Annotated in this window: 20 protein-coding genes; 11 read left to right on the top strand and 9 right to left on the bottom strand. The window is 48.0% G+C overall.

Annotation, left to right across the window (positions count from 1 at the left end):
* Window positions 1–193 precede the first annotated feature (193 nt).
* The 4 genes from ACNA7P_RS03285 to ACNA7P_RS03270 all read left to right on the top strand — a co-directional run bounded on the left by ACNA7P_RS03285 (window position 194) and on the right by ACNA7P_RS03270 (window position 6753).
* Window positions 194–3325: an amidohydrolase family protein gene (locus tag ACNA7P_RS03285; RefSeq protein ID WP_416257179.1), complete on the top strand. Its 3132-nt coding sequence runs from the start codon at window positions 194–196 to the stop codon at window positions 3323–3325.
* Window positions 3325–4617 (top strand): amidohydrolase family protein, encoded by a 1293-nt coding sequence (locus tag ACNA7P_RS03280; protein ID WP_416257178.1) that lies wholly within the window; start codon window positions 3325–3327, stop codon window positions 4615–4617. The genes ACNA7P_RS03285 and ACNA7P_RS03280 overlap by 1 nt, the downstream gene beginning before the upstream one ends.
* A gap of 174 nt (window positions 4618–4791) precedes the next feature.
* Window positions 4792–5097 carry an STAS domain-containing protein gene (locus ACNA7P_RS03275; RefSeq protein ID WP_416257177.1) on the top strand — a complete coding sequence of 102 codons (306 nt, stop codon included), beginning with the start codon at window positions 4792–4794 and terminating at the stop codon, window positions 5095–5097.
* Between the two features lie 6 nt (window positions 5098–5103).
* On the top strand, window positions 5104–6753 hold the full coding sequence (locus ACNA7P_RS03270) for an ATP-binding SpoIIE family protein phosphatase (protein WP_416257176.1): 1650 nt from the start codon (window positions 5104–5106) through the stop codon (window positions 6751–6753).
* Window positions 6754–6823: 70 nt separating this feature from the next.
* On the opposite strand, the gene yciH is transcribed toward ACNA7P_RS03270, so the two are convergent.
* A complete protein-coding gene (gene yciH, locus ACNA7P_RS03265) occupies window positions 6824–7156 on the bottom strand; it encodes a stress response translation initiation inhibitor YciH (RefSeq protein ID WP_416257175.1) in 333 nt (110 codons plus the stop codon).
* Window positions 7157–7340: 184 nt separating this feature from the next.
* Between yciH and cysB the strand changes: the two genes are divergently transcribed.
* A complete protein-coding gene (gene cysB / locus ACNA7P_RS03260) occupies window positions 7341–8315 on the top strand; it encodes an HTH-type transcriptional regulator CysB (RefSeq protein WP_416257174.1) in 975 nt (324 codons plus the stop codon).
* A 16-nt stretch (window positions 8316–8331) separates the two neighbouring features.
* Here the strand turns inward: cysB and ACNA7P_RS03255 are convergent, their stop codons facing one another.
* The 3 genes from ACNA7P_RS03255 to pabB all read right to left on the bottom strand — a co-directional run bounded on the left by ACNA7P_RS03255 (window position 8332) and on the right by pabB (window position 11856).
* Entirely contained in the window at window positions 8332–9705 is a 1374-nt protein-coding gene (locus ACNA7P_RS03255) for an L-serine ammonia-lyase (RefSeq protein ID WP_416257173.1), read from the bottom strand.
* Between the two features lie 111 nt (window positions 9706–9816).
* Window positions 9817–10413 (bottom strand): CoA pyrophosphatase, encoded by a 597-nt coding sequence (locus ACNA7P_RS03250; protein ID WP_416257172.1) that lies wholly within the window; start codon window positions 10411–10413, stop codon window positions 9817–9819.
* A 6-nt stretch (window positions 10414–10419) separates the two neighbouring features.
* A complete protein-coding gene (gene pabB, locus ACNA7P_RS03245) occupies window positions 10420–11856 on the bottom strand; it encodes an aminodeoxychorismate synthase component I (RefSeq protein WP_416257191.1) in 1437 nt (478 codons plus the stop codon).
* A 183-nt stretch (window positions 11857–12039) separates the two neighbouring features.
* Between pabB and ACNA7P_RS03240 the strand changes: the two genes are divergently transcribed.
* Window positions 12040–13551, top strand: a complete 1512-nt coding sequence (locus ACNA7P_RS03240) for a fumarate hydratase (protein WP_416257171.1) — start codon at window positions 12040–12042, stop codon at window positions 13549–13551.
* Window positions 13552–14763 carry a DNA recombination protein RmuC gene (locus tag ACNA7P_RS03235; protein WP_416257170.1) on the top strand — a complete coding sequence of 404 codons (1212 nt, stop codon included), beginning with the start codon at window positions 13552–13554 and terminating at the stop codon, window positions 14761–14763.
* Here the strand turns inward: ACNA7P_RS03235 and ACNA7P_RS03230 are convergent.
* Complete coding sequence (locus tag ACNA7P_RS03230) at window positions 14760–15233, bottom strand: hypothetical protein (protein ID WP_416257169.1); 474 nt, start codon at window positions 15231–15233, stop codon at window positions 14760–14762. The genes ACNA7P_RS03235 and ACNA7P_RS03230 overlap by 4 nt on opposite strands.
* A gap of 144 nt (window positions 15234–15377) precedes the next feature.
* A complete protein-coding gene (locus tag ACNA7P_RS03225) occupies window positions 15378–15911 on the bottom strand; it encodes a sn-glycerol-3-phosphate transporter (protein ID WP_416257168.1) in 534 nt (177 codons plus the stop codon).
* A gap of 288 nt (window positions 15912–16199) precedes the next feature.
* Between ACNA7P_RS03225 and smc the strand changes: the two genes are divergently transcribed.
* Genes smc through ligA form a run of 3 tightly spaced genes read left to right on the top strand, consistent with a single transcriptional unit; the run spans window position 16200 to window position 22910 of the window.
* Entirely contained in the window at window positions 16200–19733 is a 3534-nt protein-coding gene (gene smc, locus ACNA7P_RS03220; RefSeq protein WP_416257167.1) for a chromosome segregation protein SMC, read from the top strand.
* Between the two features lie 21 nt (window positions 19734–19754).
* Entirely contained in the window at window positions 19755–20765 is a 1011-nt protein-coding gene (zipA, locus tag ACNA7P_RS03215) for a cell division protein ZipA (RefSeq protein ID WP_416257166.1), read from the top strand.
* 30 nt (window positions 20766–20795) lie between these two features.
* Window positions 20796–22910 (top strand): NAD-dependent DNA ligase LigA, encoded by a 2115-nt coding sequence (gene ligA / locus ACNA7P_RS03210; protein ID WP_416257165.1) that lies wholly within the window; start codon window positions 20796–20798, stop codon window positions 22908–22910.
* Window positions 22911–22957: 47 nt separating this feature from the next.
* Here the strand turns inward: ligA and ACNA7P_RS03205 are convergent, their stop codons facing one another.
* A complete protein-coding gene (locus tag ACNA7P_RS03205; RefSeq protein ID WP_416257164.1) occupies window positions 22958–24571 on the bottom strand; it encodes a LysM peptidoglycan-binding domain-containing protein in 1614 nt (537 codons plus the stop codon).
* A 77-nt stretch (window positions 24572–24648) separates the two neighbouring features.
* The gene (gene gloB / locus ACNA7P_RS03200; RefSeq protein ID WP_416257163.1) at window positions 24649–25434 is read right to left on the bottom strand and encodes a hydroxyacylglutathione hydrolase; all 786 of its coding nucleotides are present in this window, start codon (window positions 25432–25434) and stop codon (window positions 24649–24651) included.
* A gap of 50 nt (window positions 25435–25484) precedes the next feature.
* On the opposite strand from gloB, the gene ACNA7P_RS03195 reads away from it, so the two are divergent.
* Complete coding sequence (locus ACNA7P_RS03195; RefSeq protein ID WP_416257162.1) at window positions 25485–26270, top strand: class I SAM-dependent methyltransferase; 786 nt, start codon at window positions 25485–25487, stop codon at window positions 26268–26270.
* On the opposite strand, the gene rnhA is transcribed toward ACNA7P_RS03195, so the two are convergent.
* Window positions 26267–26764, bottom strand: coding sequence for a ribonuclease HI (gene rnhA / locus ACNA7P_RS03190; RefSeq protein ID WP_416257161.1), 498 nt, complete (start codon window positions 26762–26764; stop codon window positions 26267–26269). The two genes, ACNA7P_RS03195 and rnhA, sit on opposite strands and share 4 nt — an antisense overlap.
* Window positions 26765–26801: the final 37 nt, after the last annotated feature.

The following is a 26801-nucleotide window of genomic DNA, read 5'->3' as shown; positions in this document are numbered from 1 at the left end:
AACGAACTCATACTAATATACGAAACATTTTGGCGAAATAGTTAACATTTAATGCACTTTTATCTCTGCGAATGGGCGCTTCGTCTAACAGTGCATTGTTTGATCGGGCAATACAGGCTTTAATGTGGAAACACAACTAAAAATAAATGCCGAACCTGCGTTTGGTACTTTTCTCATCAACAGGGGATTTCCCATGAAGCGATATCCGTTAACGCGCACCGCAGCCATGTTTGGCTCAGGGTTGTTAGCAGCTGGCGTGGCGCTTACCAGTGCGGCAGACCAAACTACGCCGGTGCAGGGTTTATATCAACATAACCCAAGTTTAGTTGCATTTACCAATGCAACCCTAGTTCCTGAACCCGGACAACGCATTGAAAATGCTACCTTAGTTATTGAAAACGGCATTATTCGTGCTATTGAGCGCAATAATCGTGCGCCAGCCGGTGCTCGGGTAATCGATGCTTCTGGCTACACGTTGTACCCGGGCTTTATTGACCCGTATTCGAACTACGGTGTAGAAGCACCAGGGAACCCGGCACCTCGTGGCCGCAGTGGCACGCCAATTTATAGTAATGAGCGCCAAGGTGGCAACGCAGCAAATGCAGCCATTCACGCGCAAAAAAGCTGGTATGAAACCTTTAAACCTAATTCATCTAGCGCGAAAAGTTACGTAGAGCAGGGTTTTACTGCCGTACAAAGTGCTCGCTTAGATGGTATTTTCCAAGGCCGTGCCACTACTGTTTCGCTCGCTGATACCATTGCCAACGATGCGATTTACCAGGCTGGTACCCAGCAGTTTGGTTCATTTGATAAGGGTAGCTCTACCCAACAGTATCCCGCTTCGTTAATGGGTAGTATCGCCCTTATTCGGCAAACATTAGCCGATACCAATTGGTATGCAGAGGCTGCTGGTAAAACCGCTGGCAATGGCCAGGTTGAATTTAATGCTGCACTGGCGGCATTACAACGGCTGAAAGATCAGGGCATGGTATTCCATACCACTAATGAGCAGAATTTATTGCGGGCACATCAAGTATTTAATCAGTTTGATATCCCGGTAACTTACGTGGGTTCTGGCTTTGAGTATGCGCGTTTAGCGGATATTAAGAGCACCAATGCACGCTTGATTTTGCCGTTGAATTTCCCTGCCGCTCCGGAAGTAACTGAGCAGCACGGTGAGTTGGATGTTTCTTTGGCAAACCTTCGCCATTGGGAACGAGCACCAGCTAACCCAGCTAAGCTGGCGGATGCAGGCGTTGAGTTTGCATTTACCATGCACGGTATGGAGAAGCGGGCAGATTTTTGGCCAAACATTCGTAAAGCCGTTACCCATGGCTTAAGCAAAGATCGTGCCCTAGCGGCACTTACTACTGTGCCAGCACAAATTGCGGGTGTAGCAAACCAAAGTGGTAAGTTAGCTGTAGGCTTCCGCGGTGATGTGGTAGTGAGCCGTGGTGATTTGTTCGCAGATGGTGAAATTGTTTCTGTATGGTTGCAGGGCGAAGAAACCAAATTGCAATCGATGCATCCAGTTGATTTTGCTGGTGAGTGGAGCCTGCAAGCGCTTAGCGTAGAGTTTGGCTTGCGGATTACCAACAACAACCGTATGCAAGTTGAGCTTAGCCTCGGTGAAGAAAAAGTACGTGCCGAGAACGTAAGCCAAAACAATGAGCAATTGCGCTTCAGTGCTAACTTAACCGCTTTGGGCATGCCGGGTGTGTTCCGCTTTGCAATGAGCTATGCAGCGTTAAATAGCCTACAAGGTTCGGTACAAGATGCGATGGGTAGTACCCACACATTAGCGGCCCATGCTGTTGAGCAGGAGGTAAATGGTGATAGTGCCAGTGAACAGCAAGCTACTGCCGCGGTTAATTATGTTGGTGAGCTTACCTATCCGAATATCGCTTTTGGTTTAACGGAACGGCCAGCACAACAGAACTTGCATATTCGCAATGCCACGGTGTGGACCGCGGATGATCAAGGGGTATTGGAGAATGCCGACATTATCGTTCGCAATGGTTTAATTCATCGTGTAGGCGAGAACTTATCCACGCCTCGTGGCTACACGGTTCTTGATGCTACTGGCATGCACGTAACCCCGGGTATTATTGATGAGCATTCGCATATCGCTATTTCGCAAGGGGTAAATGAAGGTACTGAAGCGATTACTGCGGAAGTACGGATTGGCGATGTAGTGAACCCAGATGACATTCATATCTATCGTTCACTTGCCGGTGGTACAACCATTGCTCACTTATTACATGGCTCTGCTAACCCAATTGGTGGCCAAGGCCAGGCTATTAAATTGCGCTGGGGTGAGAACGCGGAAGGTTTGAAATTCCGGGAAACGCCGCCAACGATAAAGTTTGCCCTTGGTGAAAACGTGAAGCAAAGCAACTGGGGTGGTGCGAATACAATCCGTTATCCACAAACTCGGATGGGTGTTTCCCAAATCATGCAAGATGCTTTCCAGCAAGCCCGTGAATACGAGCAAGCACGCGCTGATTACGATCGTTTGAGCCGTGCTGAGAAGCGCCGTACCGCGCCTCCGCGCACGGATTATCGTTTGGAATCGGTATTGCAGGTAATTAACAGTGAGCGCCACACCCATGTGCACTCTTATGTTGCCTCTGAAGTTCTTGCGTTAATGGATGTAGTTGAGCAACAGGGCTTCCGCATTCATACCTTCACGCACATTTTAGAAGGTTATAAAGTAGCTCGAGAAATTGCCGCGCATGGTGCCGGAGCTTCTAGTTTCGCCGATTGGTGGGCATTTAAGATTGAAGCCTTTGATGCGATTCCGCATAACATGTGCGTAATGATGGAAGCGGGTGTACTTACTAGCATTAACTCGGATAGCAATGATTTGCAGCGCCGTATGAATACCGAAGCGGCGAAATCAGTTCGCTACTGTGGTATGGATGAGAATGATGCCCTGCGGATGATTACTTTGTATCCTGCGCAACAGCTCGAAATCGATGAGTACGTAGGTAGCATTACTGTGGGTAAACATGCAGATTTAGTATTCTGGAATACCCACCCATTATCAGCGTACGCGCAAGTTCAGCAAACATGGATTGAAGGCCGTAAGTACTTCGATCGGGAAGCGGACATCGCGGCTCGTGAAGCAGTAGCAAACGAGCGTCAAGCATTAATTCAAAAAGTATTAGGTGCTGGAGACGAAGCACATCGCGGAACACGCAATGGCTATCGCCAAGAGCAGCCAACTTGGCATTGCGAAGACAACCACGATGTATGGCTTGATTGGCTTGGTGATCATCACCACGGCCACAGCCACAGCCACGCACTTGGAGGCGCACACTAATGAAAAAGCTTATTTTATCAATCGCCATGGGCTTGGCCTTAACCGGCACAGCAGCGGCGCATAATATTGTTCCTGGTAGCAAACAAAGCCAGCCTATTTTATTACAGGGCGGCACAGTGCACACGGCTAGCCATGGCGTGATGGAAGCAACGGATATTCTTTTCGTTGATGGCAAAATCACCGCTATTGGCAGTAACTTAACTGCTCCAGATGGAGCTCGCGTAATTGATGCACGTGGGCAACAAGTGTACCCGGGATTAATTGCCTTAGACACTACCTTAGGTTTGGTAGAGATGTCGGCGGTGGGCGCTACGGTAGATACTAACGAAGTGGGCAACTTCACTCCGGAAGTACAAGCACATCATGCTTTTAATACCGATTCACAGGTAATTCCTACGATTCGTTACAACGGTGTTACTCATGCGCAAATCGTGCCAGAAGGTGCGTTAGTGCGTGGCCAATCTAGTTTAATGAAGCTGGATAGCTGGAATTGGCAAGATGGCTTGGAGCAAGGTGATTTAGGTGTGCATATTAGCTGGCCGGGCGCAGGCTTAAACAATGCTTGGTGGGAACGCCGCAGCCCTGCAGAGCAACGCAAAGCACAAGCTGAAGCGCGTACTCAGCTTGCCGATATTTTAGAAACCGCCAAGGTATATCATGAAGCCCGCAACCGCGGTGTGCAAACACGCATAGATCGGCGTTGGGAAGCGATGCGCGGCTTATTCAGCAAAGAGAAAAAGTTATTCGTGCATGCCAATGATCGGCGCCAAATTGAGCAAGTGATTGCGTTTAATGAACGCCATGGCTTTGATTTGGTTATCATGGGTGGCCGTGATGCGTGGATGGTTGCGGATCAACTTGCAGCCGCTGATATTGCGGTTGTGTATGGTTCGGCTTATGGCTTGCCAGCTCGTGTTGATGAAGCTTATGACACAGCATTCACGGCGCCAGCAAAACTTGCTGAAGCTGGGGTAACCTTCGCAATTGCCTACCCAGGCTTTTGGGATACTCGCAACTTAGCCTTTGCGGCCGGTAATGCAGTTGCCTTTGGCTTGGGTTATGGCGATGCCATCACATCTATTACCTACGGCCCTGCAAAAATACTTGGTGTAGATGATCGCATCGGTAGTATTGAAGTGGGCAAGCAAGCAACTATTATCGTTTCTGCTGGCGATGTGCTTGATCATTTAGGGCAGGAAATCTCGTATATGTTTATTGATGGTAGGGAAGTGTACCTTACCAATAAGCAACGCCAGCTTTACGAAAAATATAAGCAAGCATTAGCAGAGTAACCGAGTTGCTTGTTTACTGTTGCGCAATCTCTGAATAGCTACAGCAAGATAGCTAGAGCCGGATATTGAGAGCAGGGCATCGAGAAAAAGAAGCGTCAATTTGCCGCTTCTTTTTTTATTGGCCTGTGTTAATCTACAAAGCGTTAAAAGGAATAAAGTAATAGGATTACTTATATGTCGCTCGTTACTGAATATTCGAATGATGGCAAGCAATTCATCATTCACATAACCGGGAAGTTTGATTTTAGTTTGGTGCAAGATTTTCGTGAATCGTATGATGGCATTAGTGAGCGCGTAACAACAGTAGTGGTAGATTTTCGAGAAACGAATTATATCGATAGTTCGGCGCTCGGCATGCTACTTAATATGCGGAAATCATTTGGCCCAGGCAGCAGAAGTATTCATTTAGTGAATTGCCGGCCTGATATACGCCGAATTCTCGATATTTCTCGTTTTGATAAACTTTTTGTAATTGATTAAACCACAGTGCAGATCGCAATAGTTGATGAAGCCAAAGAAAATCGTCAAGATTTAGCAATACTTGTAAACGCTATAGGCTTTAACGTGGTGTTTTCGGGCTCTAGCGTAAAGGCTTTGTTAGCTATTGAAGATCGCACCATCGATTTAGTACTGTTAAACACAGCCTTACTTAATAACGATTTTGCTGGCAAACTAGTTACGCGTATAAAGCAGTTACAGCCTGATATTTACCTACCCATTATTTTAATCGCCAATGATCGCAATAGCACTGCAATACTGAAAAATCTGCAGCTCGGTGCTGATGATTTTCACAGCAAGCCGTTTGATAGTTTAATTCTTGAGGCCAAGCTGAAAGCTCATTTACGTACCAGAGAACTGAGCAAAACTCTCGCAGATAGAAACCGTAAGCTGGCTTGGCATAATAAAAATGTGCAGCAAGAGCATAAGATTGTGCAGAACATTTTTAAGAATGCTTTAAGCAGAAACTTACTGGATTACCCCCATATTGATACCTTTCTTTTGCCTCACTCACGCTTTAATGGTGATTTGTACCTTATTGCGCGCGGGCCGATTGGTAATGTGTATATCATGCTTGGGGATTTTACTGGCCATGGGTTAGCAGCCGCGATTGGCACCTTACCAGCATCACAAACATTTTTTGCTTTGGCCGCGCAAGGCGCACCGATTAGCCAAATCGCGAGTGAAATAAACCGACAATTGCACAATTTATTGCCCGAAAGTATGTTTTGCTGCGCTTCTTTTGTTGAGTTAAGCGCCTCTGGCGAACGTATTAGTTGGTGGAGTGGCGGCATGCCCCCGGCGATGTTGGTTGGGCCTGAGCAACGAGTTGGATTTTTAGAACCACAACATATGCCGCTCGGTATTCTTGATGAACTCGAGTTCGAAAGCTCGATTACGTTACTGCGCGTAGAGCGGGGTAGTAAACTTTTCTTGTACACAGACGGGGCGATAGAAATCGGTGTGCAAAATAATGTTGCCTTAGGCTATGAGGGGCTGCGAGAGCTTTGCCAAAACGCGAATTGGGATTTTGCCAAAATAACCCACCAGGTAACAGAGGCTATTAGTGAGCGTGGTATCGATGATGATCTTTCATTAGTGCAATTGCAGTGTGTTGCTACTGGATTTACCCACGATGAGAGTACGAATAAACTGCCACAGATGCCATTCACCGTAAATGTGAAAGTAGGCCCCGGAGAAATTCGTGGTGTTGACCCTATTGCGCACATATTACGAGGCTTATCGCAAATGGAAGGTTTCAAAGGTTTTAAAGCATCGTTATATACGGTGTTGTCGGAGGCTTATAATAATGCAGTAGATCATGGCTTATTGCGTATGAGCTCGAAATTAAAAGCATCTGCGGATGGTTTTGCTAGCTACTATCAAGAACGCAGTAAGCGTTTAACGCGGTTGCAGCAGGGCGAAGTGGAAATTGCGTTACGCTACGAGCCGCGCGAAGCCTTGATTCATGTGCAAGTTCGTGATTCTGGCCCAGGATTCTCTCTGCTGAATGAAGATCATCATACGTTTCCCTATGGCCGCGGTTTAATGCTGATTCGTGAGCTTACTGAAAATATGCGCTGGAGTGATGATGGCCGCTGCATCGAGTTTGCGTTTTCCCTGAAGCATCGATACTAATGGTTGGCTGTGCAATGTACCTTAGTTACCGCTGTTCGCAATACATTGAGCAATTGCTTCTGCAACTACTTTAACCACCACTGAGCTTTACTTTAAACCCTTTCTGCTCAAGATGCGCTTTACAGTGATCCCGTTGATCACCTTGAATTTCAATAGTGAAGTTTTTTACACTGCCGCCAACACCGCATTTACTTTTTAGCTCTTTTGCTAGAACTTTCAGTTCAGCTTCTGCTAAACCCAGCCCATGAATAACCGTAACACCTTTGCCTTTGCGGCCTTTCGTTTCCCGCTGAATTCGCACAATACCATCGCCCTGGGGAACCTCGGGTTGTTGCTCTGGTTCTTTGATACGCCCTTGGTCGGTAGAATAAACCAGTTGCGAAAGTTGATCGCGCATCGACATAGTTGCGGCCCTCATGAATATTGTGGTGCAGAATAGCTTGATTTGATCTAACGCATATTAAGGCGAACAATCTGCAACGTTGCTGTATTTCGCGTTTGACAGTGGCTATAGATACTGACATTCTTAGTTCATTATAGAATAAAGGAACGCCTAACCAAAGTTCTGATTTTGCAAAGAAGCCACTATGAAACTACAGCAACTGCGTTATATCGTAGAAGTACTCAATAACAATCTTAATGTTTCGGCTACGGCAGAGGCGTTGTATACCTCGCAGCCAGGAATTAGCAAGCAAGTTCGTATGTTAGAAGATGAGCTTGGCGTGCAGATATTTGGCCGCAGCGGCAAACACCTTACCCATGTAACCTCAGCAGGCCAAGAAGTAATTAATATCGCTCGTGAAGTGTTATCTCGAGTAGAGGGCATTAAAGCAGTAGCTGCAGAGCACAACCTTCCCGATCAAGGCACATTAAATATTGCCACTACCCATACGCAAGCGCGTTATGCATTGCCCAGTATTATTCAGGGCTTTATCGAGAAGTATCCGGCAGTAAGTTTGCATATGCACCAAGGCTCACCGCAGCAAATTAGTGAATTCGCCGCAAAAGGCAAAGCTGATTTTGCCATTGCTACCGAGGCCCTGCATTTGTATCAAGATTTAATCATGTTGCCTTGTTATCACTGGAACCGCTCTATTCTGGTACCACCGAATCACCCACTCACCAAGCTTGCTGCAGTATCGATTCAAGATATTGCCGAGTATCCGTTAGTAACTTATGTGCATGGCTTTACTGGCCGTTCACGGCTTGACCAAGCGTTTAGTAAAGCTGGCTTAACACCGAAAATAGTGTTTACCGCAACGGATGCTGATGTGATTAAAACCTACGTGCGCATGGGGTTAGGTATTGGGGTTATTGCCACAATGGCCTATGAGCCTGAGAAAGACAGTGATTTAGTGGCGATTAACGCGGCGCATTTATTTGCCCCGAGCACTACCAAAATCGGTTTCCGCAAAGGCGTATTCTTACGCAGCTATATGTATGATTTTATTGAACGCTTTGCACCGCATTTAACTCGGCCGGTGATTGAGCAAGCGATTGGTTTGCGAGATTACACCGCTATTGAAACCATGTTCAAAGATATCCATTTGCCTACATACTAACAATCAGCCTATCGCATTAACACTCGGTGATATTTACAGCCAAACCGCCACGCGCAGTTTCTTTGTACTTGCTCTTCATATCATTACCGGTATCCCACATGGTTTTTATTACCTTATCGAGTGATACCTTATGATCGCCGCTACCGCGCATTGCTAGGCGAGCCGCATTAATTGCTTTTACTGCACCCATCGCGTTGCGCTCAATACAAGGAACTTGCACTAGGCCACCTACAGGATCGCAAGTAAGCCCTAAATTGTGTTCCATGCCAATCTCAGCGGCGTTCTCTACTTTACTTATATCACCGCCCATTAGTTCGGCTAATGCGCCTGCTGCCATTGAGCAAGCAACACCCACTTCACCTTGGCAGCCCACTTCAGCACCAGAAATAGAGGCATTCTTTTTATATAAAATACCAATTGCGGCTGAAGTTAATAAGAAGCGAGTAATGGCATCTTCATCGAGTGGCTGAATAAACTTATCGGCGTATTTCATAACTGCCGGAATAATGCCGGCTGCGCCGTTGGTAGGTGCGGTTACCACTCGGCCGCCTGCGGCATTTTCTTCGTTTACCGCTAAAGCGAATAAGCTCACCCAATCCATCGCTTGCATTGGATCTGCCGATTTCTCGGTTTTCAAGGTTTGATACAACCGAGGCGCACGGCGGCGAACTTTCAGGCCACCGGGTAAAATGCCTTCGGTACCAACACCTGTGCGAATGCATTCATCCATTACGTTCCAGATGTGCAACAAGCCTTTGGAAATCTCATCTTTGCTGCGAAACACCAGTTCGTTTTGCAGCATAAGAGAGCTAATGCGTAAACCATGCTCTGTACATTGGTTAAGCAACTCGGCAGCGCTATTGAACGGGTAGGGAATTGGTTTACTACTTTGTTCAATAGCTTCTTCAAGGGTTTCATCAAAATCGCAATCGCGAACAATAAAGCCACCACCAATGGAATAGAATAGGTCTTTGTATAGTACCTTGTTTCCGTTAAGTGCACGCAGCTCCATAGCATTTGCATGCTTCGGCATGGTTTTCCGACGGTGAAAGGTAATAGCGCCGTTACGCGGGAACACAATTTCGTGCTCACCTAGTAGCTTTAATGTTTCGGTTTTATCTACCCTAGCCAGAAAATCATCCACTTTGCGAGTATCAACCCGCTCAGGATATTCACCTGCTAAACCTAAAATCACTGCTTTACCGGTGCCATGGCCTTTGCCTGTTTGGCCAAGTGAGCCAAATAACTCAACTTCTACGCTGGTTACCTTATTAAGGCCAACCTGTTCTTGTACTTGCACCAAGAATTCACGCGCAGCTCGCATTGGGCCCACAGTATGTGAGCTAGAAGGGCCAATACCCACCTTATATATATCGAACACGCTGATCATGTGCTAATTACTCCCTGAATCTTGAATGTGCGTAGTGTGGGGACAATTTAACATTTTCGCAAGCTTTGCTGCACTGGTCGGTGCATCAAATACTTATACTATTTTGCTTCGTTATATACCGCGAAAAGGCAGTTGTAAGTGTTTGTGCTGAGGGTGAATCTGGTCTGCCAAGCGGCGAATGATAGCTGCGGTAGCGCCCCATATCAATTGTCCATTAACTGGAATAAATACTAACTCATGATACAGCAAGCGCTCAACCCGAGTGGTGTGGTGGCGGCTATGAGCCAGAACTTCGGTGAGCGGAAACCGCAACACTTCAGCAACCTCATTTGGATCAGGCCGCAATTGTACGTTTGGCGCAACGAAGCCAATGTATGGGTGAATCATAAAGTTATTCAGCACCGGTTGGCTGGGTAAATCACCAATAATCTCTACTTGTGAGGGATTAATCCCTAGTTCTTCTTCAGCTTCACGCAAGGCCGTATGTAGTAACGAGCTGTCTGTTTCATCTTGTCTGCCACCGGCAAAACACAACTGATGCGGTTGGTTACGTAAATGCTTCGCTCGGCGCGTTAGTATGAGATCTAAGCCATGGGGCTGTTCTTGCAGCGCTACCAGCACAGCCGATTGGCGCAAGCTTCTGGCAGGCCATTCAGGATGGGGTGGGGGCTGCAGCATAAAATGCTGTAAAAACTGCTGGCGATTCATGGCGCGTTAAACCCGTTGTTGCATGCTATCGTTAGCAGGCTGCTCTGCCGGCATATTTAGTGCCGTTAATACAGGTAAAATGCGCGCCACTTTATCAAAGGTTTCTTGATATTCGGCAGCCGCTTCGGAATCAATCACAATACCGCCGCCCGCCCAACAATGAATACGTTGCTCACTGCATACTAAGGTGCGAATGGTAATGCTGGTATCACTACGGCCATGGCAGCTGAAATAGCCAATGGCGCCGCAATAGGCAGAACGGCGATGGGGCTCTAATTCTTCAATAATTTCCATGGCGCGAATTTTCGGTGCCCCGGTAATAGAACCACCAGGAAATGCGGCAGCTAGCAATGAAAACGGTGTTTCGTTAGGCGCAAGTTGGCCGATAACGGTACTTACCAAATGATGTACGGCGTGGAAACTTTCAATTTTAAATAGCTCTGGAACACTTACACTGCCAGCGGCACACACACGGCTGATATCGTTGCGCAATAAATCCACGATCATTAAATTTTCTGCCTGATCTTTGGCTGAGCTTTGTAGCTGCTCTATTTGCACCTGATCTTCGGCAGCGTTTTGCCGCCGTGGCCGTGTGCCTTTAATTGGCCGCGTACTTACTTGCCCTGTGCTGGTGGTTTGTAAGAAACGCTCTGGTGATACACTTAAAATACTGCCATTGGGGATCTGCAAAAACGCTGAAAATGGCGCTTGGTTGGCGCTGCGTAACGCTTGATAAGCATGCCACGGCGAGCCGGTATAAGTGGCACTGAAACGCTGGGCTAAGTTTATTTGGTAGCAATCGCCGGCTCGTAAGTATTCGTGTACTTTGGCAATGCCTTGCTGGTACTGCTGGGCGCTCATGCTGCTCTGCCAAGCACTGGTAAGTTGGAAGTTGGTTACTTTTGGCGCCTGTGCTGCTGCCTTAGTAAAAGCTAGGGGCTCACCGGCGGGATGAATGGCCACCGCCCGCTGTTCTTGATGATCAATAATGAGGGCGTGAAAATATAAACCCACGGCTAAATCGGCGATATGAATATCGGCAAGCGCAGAACTTGGCAGTTGCTCTAGCGTGCGCCCGAGATCATAGCCAAATAAGCCGACAAAGCCGCCAACAAAAGGTAAATCATTGAACTGGGCAGGTATTTTTGTGGGCGTTAATGTGGGCATCCACAAATTTAATAATTGCAGCGGGTTTAACGCTGTGGTGGCAATCTCGAGGGTATGATTCGTAGCGCCATCATTGGCGTGGTGAAATTCAATGTAGCTATGGCAATGCTCTACCCGAATAGTGGCATGTGGCTTGCGCACTAAAATATCGTAGCGGCTGTTCGGATGCTGCGCCTGTGCAGAATCGAGCAACATGGCCCAAGGTTCATCAGCAAATTCGGCAAACACTGCCGGCGCATCTTGAAATTGCTGATAATCAAGTTCAGAAAACTGCAGGGTTGGCGCCGCCAAGTGGCTGGCGGAAAAACCAAACTGTGCCAATACAGATGCACTAGGCGGAACATTCACCGAAAAATCTCCTATCTACAAAACCCGCATACAGTGGCGGTGAGTGGCATAACAGAGTATCATATCCAGCAATTTTCAGCACAGTATTCAATAGCCTGAATGAGGTTCGGCATGGCGACAATTCGACAGCAAGATTTTATTGATAGCATTGAAGATGCACTTCAGTTTATTTCCTATTATCACCCACTAGATTTTGTGAATGCGTTAGCAGAAGCGCATGAAAAAGAGCAAAGCGAAGCGGCCAAAAACGCAATTGCGCAAATGTTGGTAAATTCACGGATGTCGGCACAAGGGCATCGGCCACTTTGCCAAGATACCGGTATCGTTACCTGCTTCGTAAAAGTGGGCATGGATGTGCAGTGGGATAAAACCAATATGACCATTCAAGAAATGGTAGATGAAGGTACTCGCCGCGCCTATCTAAACCCAGATAACCCGCTGCGTGCATCCATTGTTGCCGATCCTGCTGGCGCCCGTAAAAACACCAAAGATAACACGCCAGCTGTGGTGTACATCGATATGGTTCCCGGTGCCGAAATTGAAGTGGCGATTGCTGCAAAAGGCGGCGGCTCTGAGAACAAAACCAAGATGGTTATGCTAAACCCCAGTGATTCGATTGCCGATTGGGTAGTAGAAATATTGCCGAAAATGGGCGCTGGCTGGTGCCCACCGGGAATGCTGGGTATTGGTATTGGCGGCACTGCGGAGAAATCAGCGGTACTCGCGAAAGAAGCATTGATGGACCCTGTGGATATTCATGAGCTGATTGCACGTGGCCCAGAAACGGCGGAAGAAGAGCTGCGCCTAGAGATTTACGATCGGGTAAATAAATTAGGGATCGGCGCGCAAGGTTTGGGTGGCTTAACTACAGTAGTAGATGTGAAGATTAAATCTTTGCCTACCCATGCGGCCTCAAAACCGGTAACCATGATCCCGAATTGCGCAGCAACGCGCCATGTTCACTTCCACCTAGATGGCAGCGGCCCAGCAGAACTGCAGCCACCAAAACTGGAAGATTGGCCTGATATTACCTTCGAAGTAGGGGATAACGCGCGCCGAGTGAACCTTGATACCCTTACCGCAGCAGATGTGCGGGAGTGGAAGATGGGTGAAACAGTATTATTGAGCGGAAAATTGCTTACTGGCCGCGATGCAGCTCATAAGCGGATTAAAGACATGCTTGATAACGGCGAGCCGTTGCCAGTAGATTTCAGTAACAAGTTCATTTACTACGTAGGCCCAGTTGATCCGGTAGGTGATGAAGTAGTAGGCCCAGCAGGCCCAACTACAGCAACCCGCATGGATAAATTTACCGATTTAATGCTGGAAAAATCAGGCATCATCGGCATGATTGGTAAGGCTGAACGTGGGCAAGCAACGGTAGCCAGTATTGCCGAGCATAAAGCGGTGTATTTGATGGCTGTTGGCGGCGCTGCATATTTAGTGGCGAAAGCAATTAAAAAAGCGGAAGTAGTGGCTTTTGCCGATTTAGGTATGGAAGCTATTTACGAGTTTGAAGTAGAAGATATGCCGGTTACCGTAGCGGTAGATAGCAATGGTAACAATGCCCATGAATCGGGCCCAGCAATATGGCAAGTTAAAATAGCGGAAATGGATGCTTAAATGATTGAATGGTTGGCCATCGGTACGGTGGCGGGTATTGCGTTAGGTTGCTTGATTACCTTTTTGATAATGCGCAGTGCCGCCCGTCGTGAGCAACACTTTATGGACGAAAAGTTGCAGCTCTTGCAGCGCAGTGAAGCGCGTTTGCAAACTGAGTTCGAGAACTTGGCCAACCGTATTTTTGAGCAGAAAACCTCTGCACTTGAGCAGCGCCAAGAGCGTTCGCTGGCGAGCACGTTAAATCCGCTAAATAAGCAGCTAGAGGGCTTTCGCCAGCAAATTGCTCAGCAATTTAGTGATGAAACCAAACAGCGTAGTAGTTTGCAGCAAGAAATTCTTAGCTTACGCCAACTGAATCAACAAATGTCGGCGGAAGCAGAAGCGCTTACTCGTGCATTAAAAGGCGATACCCGGCAACAGGGCGCCTGGGGCGAAGTGGTAATGGAACGAATTCTGCAGCAATCAGGTTTGCGCGAAGGGTATGAGTACAGTACGCAAAGCCAACATCGTAATGATGATGGTAAGCGCTATCGGCCCGATGTGATTGTGCATTTGCCACAAGATAAAGATGTAATTATCGATTCGAAAGTATCCCTATCGGCTTACGAGCGTTACTTTAATGCGGATACCGATATGCTGCGTGAGCAAGCGCTAAGTGAGCATGTAACTTCGTTACGGAATCATATTCGTGATCTCGGCAAAAAGAGCTATCAACAGCTTGAAGGGGTTCGTACCTTAGATTACGTGTTGCTATTTGTACCCATTGAACCTGCCTTTCTGCTCGCTGTAGATCGCGATCCAAGCCTTATTAAACAGGCGCTCGACCAGCATATTATGCTGGTAAGCCCTACTAATTTACTGGTGGCTCTGCGTACAGTGAATAATATTTGGCAGTATGAGCAGCAGAATGAAAACGCGCAAAAAATTGCCCGTGATGCAGCACGTTTATACGATAAGTTTGTTGGTTTCGTTGAAGATCTCGATAAAGTGGGCGGCGCAATTGAAAGCAGCAATAAGCACTTAAGTGCCGCTATGAATAAGCTCAGTTCTGGCCGCGGTAGTTTGGTGAGTAGGGTAGAGAAGTTTCGCGAGCTTGGCGTGCAACCTAGCAAACGTATTGCTCGCGAATTATTAAATGATGAAGTGAACGACAATGACGATGAGCATAACACTACCCGAGATAATGATAACAACTGCAAAACCTCGGTTTAAGCACTGCTCACCGCTTCCTGCAGCAATTTACTGAGGCGAGTAGCTCGAGGCTGCCTACCTACACAACGCACAAACCCCACCCAAATATTCTCACGATGCGGCAGTGCAGCTTTACCCTGCAGAAACTCTGCGAGCGGTAATAAGCAATAACGTAAATGATGGCGATTATGGGCAATGGTTACATCTAGCTGAAATGCCTGCTGTTCAACAAATAATGATTGCGATAATAGTTCGCGTTGCTCTGGTTGATACCATTGTAAGAACTGCTTGATATCGAACATTAGGTTTTGGGTACAGCACTCGTTATGCAATTTTGCCGTAATCTGATTCCAATACACTTTATTTTGCTCCGGCAAAACCATCACGAAACCAACATGTTCAATGTGCTGGCTGCGTTGGTACCCCTGCAAGGGTTGCTTTACTTTTTCTGGGTATGGGCTCGCAGCGCTTTTAAGAAGCGTATAGTTCATAAACTACCTCCGTGTAGTATAAAAACATCAGTATACAGAATTGGCCTAGGGATCGGCGCAATATGAATCAAGAGTATGCTTGAAAATTGCTAGTTTAGGCAGTGCTGCGGAGAGAGTTACGCGATTGCGCACACGCATTGATTGCTAGAAATTTACCCCTACGGTGAGCATTACACCGGATACGCCAAATAGGGTTATTTCCGCAAAGCCGCGCCGATACTGCGCACCTAACATGGGCACCACTGCTGGTGCGATACCGAGCTGGTTAAAAGGGATTTTATGCTGATACTCGCCTCGATACCCGTGAATAAAGCCAGCGGTAATTTTGCCGTATGTTTGCAACTCACCATAGCGCACGAGGTTTTGGCGAATACCACCGTAGGCATAAATGGTTTTTTGGCCAAATGAGTTACGGAACCAAGCAGCCCCTAGCAGAGGCCGCGCGTAATCGAAGCTATCGTTATATCGCTGATAGTTACTTTTCGGTAAACGCTCGCCATACAGCTCAAAACCAATCAGGTTTTGGTTATTATTATGTTCAGGCTTGGGGTTGAAATGGGTGGTCCATAATGAGGTTTGCACTTGAAAATAGAACTCTTCGCTCGGCGCTGCGTGCGCAGCCGCGCTAGAGAAAAAATATGCGGGAGCAATAACTAGTGCACTGCGAATAAACGACATATAACACCTTTAATGGACATCTGACCAGATCATACGGGTATTTTAATAATCATCAATATAATTTCTGTAAGGATTTGGATCAGATATTGTTGATTCGTGCGCTAGCCATTACACTGATTTGATAGTTTAATAGGTATTGTTTAATAGGTATTGTTTAACAGGTATTGCTTAATAGGCAAGAATGCTTTGATACCCATTACGCTAGGTAAGCAATTTAGCAATGAACATCATGAATCGTGCACAACAATAACGAGAGTGGCAGAATAATAACTAGCCCAAAACGAGCCGATGCGATTAAAACACATAAAGCTAGCAGGCTTTAAATCATTTGTAGATCCAACGAAAATCGCTTTCCCTGAGCAGATGACCTGCATCGTGGGGCCGAATGGCTGTGGAAAATCGAATGTAATTGATGCAGTGCGCTGGGTGTTAGGTGAAAGTTCCGCAAAAAACTTGCGTGGCGATGCCATGACGGATGTTATTTTTAATGGTTCCCAAGCGCGCAAACCGGTTTCGCAAGCCAGCGTTGAACTCGTGTTTGATAATACATCGGGACGAGTGCAAGGCGAATTTGCCAGCTTCAATGAAATTTCCGTAAAGCGCATTGTTACGCGTGATGGGCAATCGATTTATATGCTAAATGGCAGCAAATGCCGGCGTAGAGATATTACCGATTTGTTTTTGGGTACCGGCTTAGGGCCGCGCAGCTACGCAATTATTGAGCAAGGTATGATTTCTCGGCTGATTGAATCGCGGCCACAAGAATTACGGGTATTTATTGAAGAAGCGGCGGGTATTTCCCGTTATAAAGAGCGGCGCAAGGAAACTGAAAGCCGCATGAATCGCACGCGCGATAATTTAGATCGGCTTACCGATGTACGTGAAGAGCTAGGCACCCAATTAGCGAAATTGCAACGCCAAGCCGCCGCCGCAAAGCGTTATCAAACACTTAAAGCTGAAGAGCGGGAGTTGCGCGCTCAGTTACAAGCGTTGCGTTGGAACCAGTATCAGCAGCAATGCGATCGGCTGGAATTAAAAGTACAAACTGAAGAAGCTGAGTTACAAAAATGGATAGCTGAACAGCGCGGTAGTGAGCGTGGCCAAACCGAACTTCGTGAGCAAGAAGCAGAACTTAAGCAACGGGTTGATAACGAGCAACAACAGTTTTACCGAGTGAATACCGAAATCACCAAACTGGAACAACAAATTCAGCACACGCGGCAGTTGCAGCAGCAGCGGCAACGCCAGCACGATGAACTTAGCGCACAAATAGGCCAACTGCAGGAACAAGCCAACAGCGATCAACTTGAACACGCAGAGCTACTGGCGCAACAAGAAGAACTGCAAGATGCGCATGAGCTTGCCCGTGAGCAGCAGGCTATGGCGGAAGTGGCTCGAGATGACGCAGAGCATGCGTATCATGAGTGGCAAGAGCAGAGCCAGCGTATTCGTGAGCAAGTGAACGAACAACAACAAAAGATTTCCATCGCGGAAGCGGATGAGCGGGCTATTCATGATTTGTTGCAGCGGTTACAGGCTCGTTTGCAAGCAGTACGTGCCGAACTGGCTGATTTGCCAACCGCGGATAACAGCAGTATTGAGGCACTACAGCAGTTGGTGCAACAAGCGGCTAACGATTTGCAAGAGCAACAGCAGTGTTTGAGCGCACTAGAGGCGGAACATCGGCAACTTATTGAGCAACAGCAAGCAGGTAATACTGCGTTGGCCAGCAGCCAGCAGCAGGTGCAACAGCATAGTGGCCGTATCGCAGCCCTAGAACAATTATTAGCGAGCCGCAGTAGTACAAGCACTACCGCGGAGAGCGAACAAGAGCTAAGTGAATTGGGTAGTGTTGTTGGCACCTTACGGGAGCTATTGCACGTTCCAGAACAATGGCGTTCAGCAGTAGAGGCGGTATTGCTGCCATGGCTGCATTTACCGGTGCTAGATCGAGCGCAAAACGACGAGGCAGCATCAATATTAGCACTGCCAACGGATGTTGCTGGCCTTACTTTACGTGCCCTGGCAGGTAATGAGCAGGCGGCGCCATTAGCAAACAGTTTAGCGGCACAGCAAAGCGCTACCCAGCAGGTAAGTGGAGCAGAAGCGCAGGGGCCTGGATTAACCAAGTTGCCCTTGCTCGAGCAGATTTTGTTAGCTGATGAGCACGCTGAGGCGGAACAATGGTTGCATGAACATGCGCATGTTTTTGCCGTTGCGGTTGCAAATGGTGGCGTAGTTGGCCGAGGCTGGCAGCTGCAAGCGATAGCAGCAGAAGATTCGGAACTGGCTTGGCAGCAGCAATTGCAAGAATTACAGGTGTTGGAGCAGGCTGCACAAGCGGCGGTAGCGGCGCAGCAGCAAGAGCTGCAGAGTGTGGTAGCAGCTATTGCAGAGCAAGAACAGCGCATTGTAAACCAGCGTGAAACCACTACAGCCGCTGGTGAACAGCTGGTTCGGCAACAAGAACGCAGTGAAGCGCAGCAACGGGAATTACAGCAACGCAATACGCGCTTGGAAAAGTTATCTGCAGAGCAGCTGGAATTAAATGAACAGCTAGAACAGCAAGAGGAACGTTTGTTGTTAGTTGCTGAGCAATTAGCAGATGCGCGCGAGCAAAAAGCGGAATTTACACCACTACAGGAACAACAGCAGCAAGCCGGCGAGCAGTTCGCGGCAGCGCGGCAACAATCACAACGTGAGCTGCAAGCATGCCAGCAGCGTGTGCATGAAGCACAATTGCAGTTATCACAATTGCAAAGCAGGCTGCAGCACTTGCAACAAGTGCAGGAACGCAATCAGTTGCAGCAGCAAAACCTAACGCAACGGCTGAATGAATTAGCAATTGATGACGAAGATTCCGATACCGGTGATTTAGAAGAAACCTTAGCGCAACAGCTAATGATCCGTGAAGAGGTTGAGGTGGTACTTACCGATCTGCGCGAGCAATTAGCGGGTGTTTCTGAACAGTTAGCTATTCTGAATCAAGGCCAAGGTGCGGTTTTGGAGCAAATTGCTCGTCAGCAAGAGCGCGTGCAGGCGGAAAAAATGGAGTTGGCTGCAGCGCGTGAACGTGGGCACGCCTTACTGGATGCGTTGCAGGAAATGAACGTATCGCTAAAATCAGTATTGGCCAGCATGCCAGAAGAAGCGGAAGAAAAGCGTTGGCAACAGCGGCTAGACGATACCAGCCGCAAAGTTCAGCAACTGGGGGCAATTAACTTAGCTGCACTTGAAGAAGTAGAGGTGCAAGCCGAACGGAAAGCGTATTTAGATGCCCAGCATGAAGATTTGCTAGCATCCTTAGCTACCCTTGAAGATGCGATTAAGAAGATTGATCGGGAAACCCGCCAACGCTTTAAGGCTACTTATGATCAAGTGAATTTAGATTTGCAGCGGCTATTCCCGAAAGTTTTTGGTGGTGGCCAAGCATATTTAGATCTAACAGGCGATGATTTGTTGGAAACCGGTGTTACTATTATGGCGCGCCCTCCGGGTAAGAAAAATAGTACCATTCACCTGCTTTCGGGTGGCGAGAAGGCATTAACAGCATTGGCGTTAGTATTTGCCATATTTAGATTAAATCCCGCCCCATTCTGTTTGCTGGATGAGGTAGATGCACCATTAGATGATGTGAACGTAGGCCGGTTTTGCCGTTTGGTGCAAGAAATGTCAGAATCAGTGCAGTTTATTTATATAAGCCACAATAAAATTGCGATGGAAATGGCTACCCACCTTGCCGGTGTAACCATGCAAGAGCCAGGTGTTTCGCGCTTAGTGGCGGTAGATGTTGAAGAAGCATTGGCATTAGCCGATGCTTAACGGAAATAGGTAGAAGCAGCGATGGATAGTTTACGCGTAGTTTTAATTATTATCGGTATGATTGTGATTGTGGGCTTGGTAATTCACGGTGTACTTACGCTGCGAAACAACAACCAAACTGGGCAGGGCCGTTCGGGTAACCCGAAACGCAAGCAGGTGCAAGATAGTACCACGCAATCGGATTTGCTGAGCGGTGTAGATGAAAGCGATGAGCATAGCGCTTGGGGTGCCGATGATGATTTCGATGAGCTTGGCCTGAGTAAAGTTAAAACCCGCAAACCATCTGCTCGTGCCACGGCAGAACGTGTTACCGATGATGTTGAACCTGAGGCCATACAAGCGCGTGCGAGTACCGTGCAGGTGCCGCAAGAAAGCTCTGAAGCCAGTGACAGCCATTCCGCTAGCGATAACGAAGTAGCTCAGCAAAGCCAGCATACTAGCGAAAGCAGTGCCGAGCAGCCGATGCAGGCAGCGCAAGAGAATACTGCAGAGCCCGAGCTACCATCACTGCGCGCTAATCGAGATGAAGGTACTGTAGAGCAGATGGCGATTGATTTAGCGGCAGCAGAAACTAATGAAGAGGTAGTGGAACCGCCGCAAGAAGAGGTTATTACACTGTTCGTATCGGGTGATATTAAAGGCACTACATTATTAGAAACGGTTACTGAATTGGGCATGAAATTTGGTGATTTAGATATCTTCCATCGCTTTGAACAACCCAGTGGCCGTGGCCCGTTGTTATTCCGAATGGCGAATATGTACAACCCAGGTACATTTGATTTAGATAATATTGAAAGCTTCACTACTCGTGGTGTGGTGTTATTTATGGCTCTGCCCATTAAATATGATGGCCATAAAGCCTTTACCATGATGTATAACGCGGCCAATAAGATTGCCGATGCGATGCCGAGAGCCGCGGTACTAGATGGCAATCGTAATCCTATGACCAAACAATCGGTACAGCATACCTACCAAAAAATTCGTGAGTTTGAGCGCCGCATGCGCCTTGCAGGCTTGCGCCAAGAGCAATAGCAACATCAGCAAAAAAAGGTTTAAGGCTTCATGACAGAGCGTGCATCGCAGCAAGTTATTGAGAAGTTGGCGGAGCTGCGTACCCGCCTTGATCAGTATAATTACGAATACTATGTACTTGATCAGCCCAGTGTTCCTGATAGTGAATACGATCGTATTTTCCGTGAGGTGCAGGCAATTGAAGCCCAGCACCCAGAGCTCCATTCCACAAGTTCGCCAACGCAACGAGTAGGGGCGCCACCTTCTGGTGCCTTTACTGAAGTTGCCCACGAAGTACCTATGCTCTCGTTAGATAATGCATTTCTGGAAGAAGAAATGCAGCAGTTTATTCGTCGGGTAACCGAGCGTAGCGAGCAAACTGGCGAGTTAGCTTGGTGTGCAGAGCCGAAGCTAGATGGTTTGGCGGTGAGCTTATTGTACGAAAATGGCCAATTGGTGCGGGGTGCTACCCGTGGTGATGGCTATCGTGGCGAAGATATTACCGCGAACGTGCGCACCATTCGGGCAATTCCGTTGCAGTTGCGTGGCAAGTATCCGGAACGCTTGGAAGTTCGCGGCGAAGTATTTATGCCGCGAGAAAGCTTCGCCAAGTTGAATGAAACCGCCTTGGCCAAAGGCGAAAAGGTGTTTGCTAACCCGCGCAATGCCGCCGCGGGAAGTTTGCGGCAACTTGATTCTCGGATAACGGCAAAGCGCAACTTAGCCTTTTATGCTTACGCCATGGGCACAGTGCAACCTGATCGGCAGCTTGATGATGATAGCCATTATCAACGTTTGCAGCAGTTACGCGAGTGGGGGCTACCGGTGTGTCCGGAAATCCGCTTATTAAAAGATAACGCTGCGTGCTTTACCTACTATGCCGATATTTTGGCGCGGCGTGATGATCTGAGCTACGAAATTGATGGTGTGGTATTTAAGCTCGATAACATCGATTTGCAAGAGCAGCTTGGTTTCGTTTCCCGCGCTCCGCGTTGGGCGATAGCGTATAAATTCCCGGCCCAAGAAAAAATCACCACCTTGTTAGATGTAGATTTCCAGGTTGGTAGAACCGGTGCAGTAACCCCTGTGGCGCGCCTAGAGCCAGTGGAAGTGGCTGGGGTAATGGTTGCCAATGCTACCTTACATAACGCAGATGAAATTGCGCGTTTGGGCGTGCGTATTGGCGATCAAGTGATTGTGCGCCGAGCGGGTGATGTAATTCCGCAAATTATTGGTGTAGCGGGTGATACTGTAGCCGATAGTGATGGCACCAACAATAATGGCACCAACAGCAATGGTGCCGATAATACTGCCCAAGGTGATTTGCTGGCTGCTGCTGAGCGGGGTGCGGCAATTGTATTCCCTAGTGCATGCCCAGTGTGTGGCTCGGCTATTGAACGGGTAGAGGGCGAAGCTGTAGCACGCTGTACGGGCGGGTTGTTCTGTTCGGCACAGCGCAAGGAAGCAATTAAACATTTTGCTTCGCGCAAAGCCCTTGATGTAGATGGTTTGGGCGATAAGTTAGTGGAGTTATTGGTAGAGCGTGAGTGGGTGCAGCATCCTGCAGATCTTTTTACCCTAAGCGTTCGCGAACTTGCATCACTGCCACGCATGGGGCAAAAATCAGCGGAAAACTTAGTAGCCGCACTGCAGAAAAGCCGCGAAACAACCCTAGCGAAGTTTCTGTATAGCCTTGGTATTCGTGAAGTAGGCGAAGCAACAGCACAGAATTTAGCGCAACATTTCGGTGATCTTGTGGCGCTAAAAGCAGCAACAGAAGAAGAGCTACAAACTGTGCCCGATGTAGGCGTGGTGGTAGCAGCGCATATCTATAACTTTTTCCGCGAGCCGCATAATATTGCAGTAATCGAGCGGCTTACCACAGGCGAACATGCTGTGTATTGGCCCGCGATTGCAGTAAAAAGTGCCGCGGAACAGCCATTAGCAGGCAATACTTATGTACTTACTGGCACCTTAAGTGAACTTACTCGTGATGAAGCTAAGGCAGGTTTGCAGGCGCTTGGGGCGAAAGTAAGCGGCAGTGTTTCGAGTAAAACAACTGCCGTATTTGCTGGCGAGGCAGCGGGCTCAAAACTTGCGAAAGCAGAAAGCTTGGGCGTACCTGTATTAAGCGAAGCGGAACTTATCCAGTTGTTACAAGGCTAGTTCCGCTAGCCGCTTCTTGGTTTGTAACCTATCTCTTAGCAACCTACTTATAACGTTACCTTGGTAACATCTACATGTAGCGTAAGGCGTTGGCCCGGCTGTAAAAAGCGATCGCGGCTAATGGAATTCCAACGCTCGATATCAGCAATAGTAACCCGGAAACGGTTAGCGATACGAGCCAAAGAATCGCCATTACGAACGTTGTACTGCACCGTACGCATCACTGGTGTGCCGCTACTGGCGGTGCTGGTGCTGCTTGCTGAAGCGTTAGCTTGCCAAATCGCTAGGGTTTGCCCAGGCCGCAACATATCGCCCGGCGCCATGTTGTTCCATCGGGCTATATTGGCAATACTCACGTTGTACTTGCGAGATAAATCCCACAAGGTATCGCCGCGTTGCACCCGGTGATCAATTTTTTGCTGACCCTGAGGGCGGCTTTGCGCTGCAGCTAATCGCTGTTCAGTAGAAAGCGTATAGCGCTCTAATGCTTGGCTAGCCACAGGAATCAGTAAATAATCGCCTTGGCGAATCAGCGAGCCGGAGATGTTATTAAACTGCTGAATAGCCTGTACCGTTGTATTGTAGCGGCGGGCGATAACTTGCAAGCTCTCACCCGAACGCACGTGATGGCGTTGCCATGCTAACCAATCAGCTGGATCACTGTCGTTTAAGGCCGCACGAAATTGATTTGCGCGCTCTACCGGTAGTAATAAGGTGTGAGGCCCATCAGGCGCGGTGGCCCAACGGTTGTAGCCAGAGTTATAGCGATGCAAATCTTCCAAGCTCATGCCCGCCATTTCAGCAGCCAAGGCTAAATCAATTTGTTGCCCCACATCCACGATATCGGTTACCCGTTGGTTAGGTATATGTGGCCAAGTTACTGCCCATTCTTCACTATCGCGAAGCAATTCGGCTAAGGCTAATATTTTCGGCACATAATTGCGGGTTTCTTGCGGTAAACTGCTCAGACTCCAATAATCGGTAGGTTTGCCTTCGCGTTCGTTACGGCGCATTGCGCCCAGCACTCTACCTTGGCCACCATTATAGGCAGCGAGGGCAAGTAACCAATCGCCATCAAAGGTTTTATGCAGGCGATCAAAGTAATCAAGAGCAGTGGTGGTAGCGGCCATTACATCGCGGCGACCATCGTACCACCAATCAATTTCTAAACCATAAAAACGGGCTGTACTCGGAATAAACTGCCAAATTCCACTGGCGCGGCCGTGTGAGTAGGCAAAGGTATCGTAGGCACTTTCTACAACCGGAACTAATACTAATTCTAATGGCAAGCCACGCTTCTCTATTTCTTCCACAATTAAATGTAAAAACGGCGCCGCGCGTTGGGTTACACGATTGATGTAGTTCGGATGGCGCAGATACCAATCACGATGGCTTTCAATAAGCGAGTTTGCAGGAATTTCTATGCTCATTTGCAGGCGGATACGATCCCAAAGATCAGCTTGTAAAGCCGCAGGTAGCTGACGATCGATAGCCTGTGCAGATGCAGTACCAGGGTGAATAAGCGCATAGCGCTCAATTCCTTCGCTTTGTGTATGTTGTGGCAACTCTTCTGGTGTTGGCGGCTCTGCTTCCGCGCTAAGTAGCTGGCATCCGCTTAAAAAACTGCTTGCAGCGATTAGTAAAACTAGCTTTTTTATCATGTGGTGTTCTCATTATTATTTGCGCATGCATTCCGGTACATTGTAACCCTTATTATACGGAGCGCAAAAAACAGCAATTAAAAATTATTTTTCCATTCACGAAGTACAGCAAACACATCACTGGCCTGGGTGAGAGGCTTACCGAGCTTAGCTTCTGCGGCGTGCATCACCGAAGGTAAATGTGCCCGTAAGAATGGATTCGTGGCGTGTTCTTCCGCTAGCTCACAGGGCAAGCTAGGTTGGTGTTGTAACCGCTGTGCTGCCACCTGTTTAATGCGTTCGGTAATAGCCAAATTATCCGGCTCTACAGCGTGGGCAAAGGCTAAATTCGCTTGGGTGTATTCATGGCCGCAAAAAACCTTGGTGTCGGCTGGCAATGCGGCCAGTTTATTTAAAGAGTGTAGAAATTGTTTCGGTTCACCCTCGAACATGCGGCCGCAACCTGCAGCAAATAAGGTATCACCGCAAAAAAGGTGGGGCGCTGAGTAAAATGCAATATGATCGAGCGTGTGGCCTGGGCATTCAAGAACGGAAACAATCACCTGCCCAGCAAATAGCGTAAATTGCTCGCCTTCGCGAACGGTATGGCTAATACTGGCAATGTTTTCAGAGGCTGGGCCAATTACCGGGCAAGGGTAATGTTGCAGTAATTCTTGTACGCCACCGGTATGATCCCAATGATGATGGGTAATTAAAATCGCATCTAAACGTAAATTGTGTTGTTGTAAATAGGCAAGTACTGGTTTCGCATCACCCGGGTCTACCACTACACAAGGCTGCGCCGCAGAGGAAGCCTTGGGAGCTTCTTCTTGCAGTAACCAGATGTAATTATCGTTAAACGCTGGGATGGGTGTTATACGCATTATTCGCCTCAACCTGTTATGCTTTAGTTTACAGTATAAAAGGAATAACTATGTGGTTAAAACCAGCAATTAGTGATTATTCACAACCTTTACTTTTAAGCTGGCAACAATGGCGGCAGGGTGAATGGTGGCGAGATTGCTTAGCACGTGCTTTAGAGCCGCATTGGCAAACTATTTTTGGGCATTATTTAGTGCACTTAGGTGCGTTAAGTGCGTTAACGCCAAATAGTTGCCGTATTCGTGAACAATATTACGTAGGCCCAAAGCAGCTGCCTGCTGCTGAACTGAAGAAAGTTGCAGAAATACAACAACGGCAGCTTGCGCAAGTAGTGGCAGATATTAGCGCACTCCCTTTCACTGAGAACAGTATCGATGCCGTGTTTATGGCGCATCAACTTGAGCACCATGAAAACCCTCACGCACTGTTACGCGAGGTAAATCGCGTATTGCGCGCTGATGGCCATGTGGTTATCGCTGTTACTAATCCGTATTCACCAGGCCAACTCATTCGCGCCGTGCCCGCTGTAGGGCAATATCCACCGTGGCAAAGCCGGCTGTTTAGCCGCCAGCGTGTGCTGGATTGGCTTTCGCTAATGCATTATGAAGAAGTAGCAAGTGGCTACTTTGCCGCTGGCGTACCGTGGTCGAAAGAGCGCGATCCAGAGCAGGGTTGGGGGTGGTTAATGCGCGGTTGTAGCTGGGCGCAGAGTGGTTATTACATTGTGGCGCGGAAGCGCGAATGGCCGCTTACGCCAGTGCGTTTAAAACATCAACGGCAGCACCAATTGCGCCCCGAATCAGTAACGGCGCGCATATCTTCGGTGCAGCGGAATTAACTTTCTGGTTGGTAGCCTACATCTTCGTGGGTAGCACGTTCTGTTGCCGCAACACGCGCTAACTCATCGCAGCGCTCGTTACCTGCATTTCCTGTGTGGCCTTTTACCCAATGCCAATTAATTGTATGCGGCTGCACTGCTGCATCTAAGCGTTGCCACAAATCCACGTTTTTCACCGCTTTTTTCTGGCTGGTACGCCACCCATTCAGTTTCCAGCCTGCTAACCATTTGGTTATGCCTTGGCGCACATATTCACTATCTGTATACAGCTCAACATGGCAGGGGCGAGTAAGGGTTTCTAATGCCACCGCAGCAGCTAGAAGTTCCATCCGGTTGTTGGTGGTTAAACGGTAGCCTTCCGCCAGTTCTTTACTGTGCTTACCAGCCTGCATTACCACGCCGTAGCCACCTGGCCCTGGGTTTCCCAAACAAGATCCATCGGTGTATATGGTAACGCTGCCGTTTGTGGTGCTGTTTGTTTTGTTTTGTGTCATAGATGCTTTAAGATAGGTAAATTCAACTGCAGAGTAT

This window comes from Aliidiomarina sp. (genome assembly GCF_047920995.1).
Lineage (GTDB): Bacteria > Pseudomonadota > Gammaproteobacteria > Enterobacterales > Alteromonadaceae > Aliidiomarina.
This window is presented reverse-complemented; position numbering and strand designations above follow the sequence as displayed.

Excerpts from the sequence above, each read along its gene's own strand:
- ACNA7P_RS03230 (WP_416257169.1), bottom strand. The coding sequence starts at position 15,233 with ATGAACTATACGCTTCTTAAAAGCGCTGCGAGCCCATACCCAGAAAAA.
- cysB (WP_416257174.1), top strand. The coding sequence starts at position 7,341 with ATGAAACTACAGCAACTGCGTTATATCGTAGAAGTACTCAATAACAAT.
- smc (WP_416257167.1), top strand. The coding sequence starts at position 16,200 with ATGCGATTAAAACACATAAAGCTAGCAGGCTTTAAATCATTTGTAGAT.
- ACNA7P_RS03205 (WP_416257164.1), bottom strand. The coding sequence starts at position 24,571 with ATGATAAAAAAGCTAGTTTTACTAATCGCTGCAAGCAGTTTTTTAAGC.
- ACNA7P_RS03195 (WP_416257162.1), top strand. The coding sequence starts at position 25,485 with ATGTGGTTAAAACCAGCAATTAGTGATTATTCACAACCTTTACTTTTA.
- ACNA7P_RS03275 (WP_416257177.1), top strand. The coding sequence starts at position 4,792 with ATGTCGCTCGTTACTGAATATTCGAATGATGGCAAGCAATTCATCATT.
- zipA (WP_416257166.1), top strand. The coding sequence starts at position 19,755 with ATGGATAGTTTACGCGTAGTTTTAATTATTATCGGTATGATTGTGATT.
- ACNA7P_RS03235 (WP_416257170.1), top strand. The coding sequence starts at position 13,552 with ATGATTGAATGGTTGGCCATCGGTACGGTGGCGGGTATTGCGTTAGGT.
- ACNA7P_RS03280 (WP_416257178.1), top strand. The coding sequence starts at position 3,325 with ATGAAAAAGCTTATTTTATCAATCGCCATGGGCTTGGCCTTAACCGGC.
- ligA (WP_416257165.1), top strand. The coding sequence starts at position 20,796 with ATGACAGAGCGTGCATCGCAGCAAGTTATTGAGAAGTTGGCGGAGCTG.
- ACNA7P_RS03240 (WP_416257171.1), top strand. The coding sequence starts at position 12,040 with ATGGCGACAATTCGACAGCAAGATTTTATTGATAGCATTGAAGATGCA.
- ACNA7P_RS03285 (WP_416257179.1), top strand. The coding sequence starts at position 194 with ATGAAGCGATATCCGTTAACGCGCACCGCAGCCATGTTTGGCTCAGGG.
- rnhA (WP_416257161.1), bottom strand. The coding sequence starts at position 26,764 with ATGACACAAAACAAAACAAACAGCACCACAAACGGCAGCGTTACCATA.
- ACNA7P_RS03255 (WP_416257173.1), bottom strand. The coding sequence starts at position 9,705 with ATGATCAGCGTGTTCGATATATATAAGGTGGGTATTGGCCCTTCTAGC.
- ACNA7P_RS03250 (WP_416257172.1), bottom strand. The coding sequence starts at position 10,413 with ATGAATCGCCAGCAGTTTTTACAGCATTTTATGCTGCAGCCCCCACCC.
- gloB (WP_416257163.1), bottom strand. The coding sequence starts at position 25,434 with ATGCGTATAACACCCATCCCAGCGTTTAACGATAATTACATCTGGTTA.
- yciH (WP_416257175.1), bottom strand. The coding sequence starts at position 7,156 with ATGTCGATGCGCGATCAACTTTCGCAACTGGTTTATTCTACCGACCAA.
- ACNA7P_RS03225 (WP_416257168.1), bottom strand. The coding sequence starts at position 15,911 with ATGTCGTTTATTCGCAGTGCACTAGTTATTGCTCCCGCATATTTTTTC.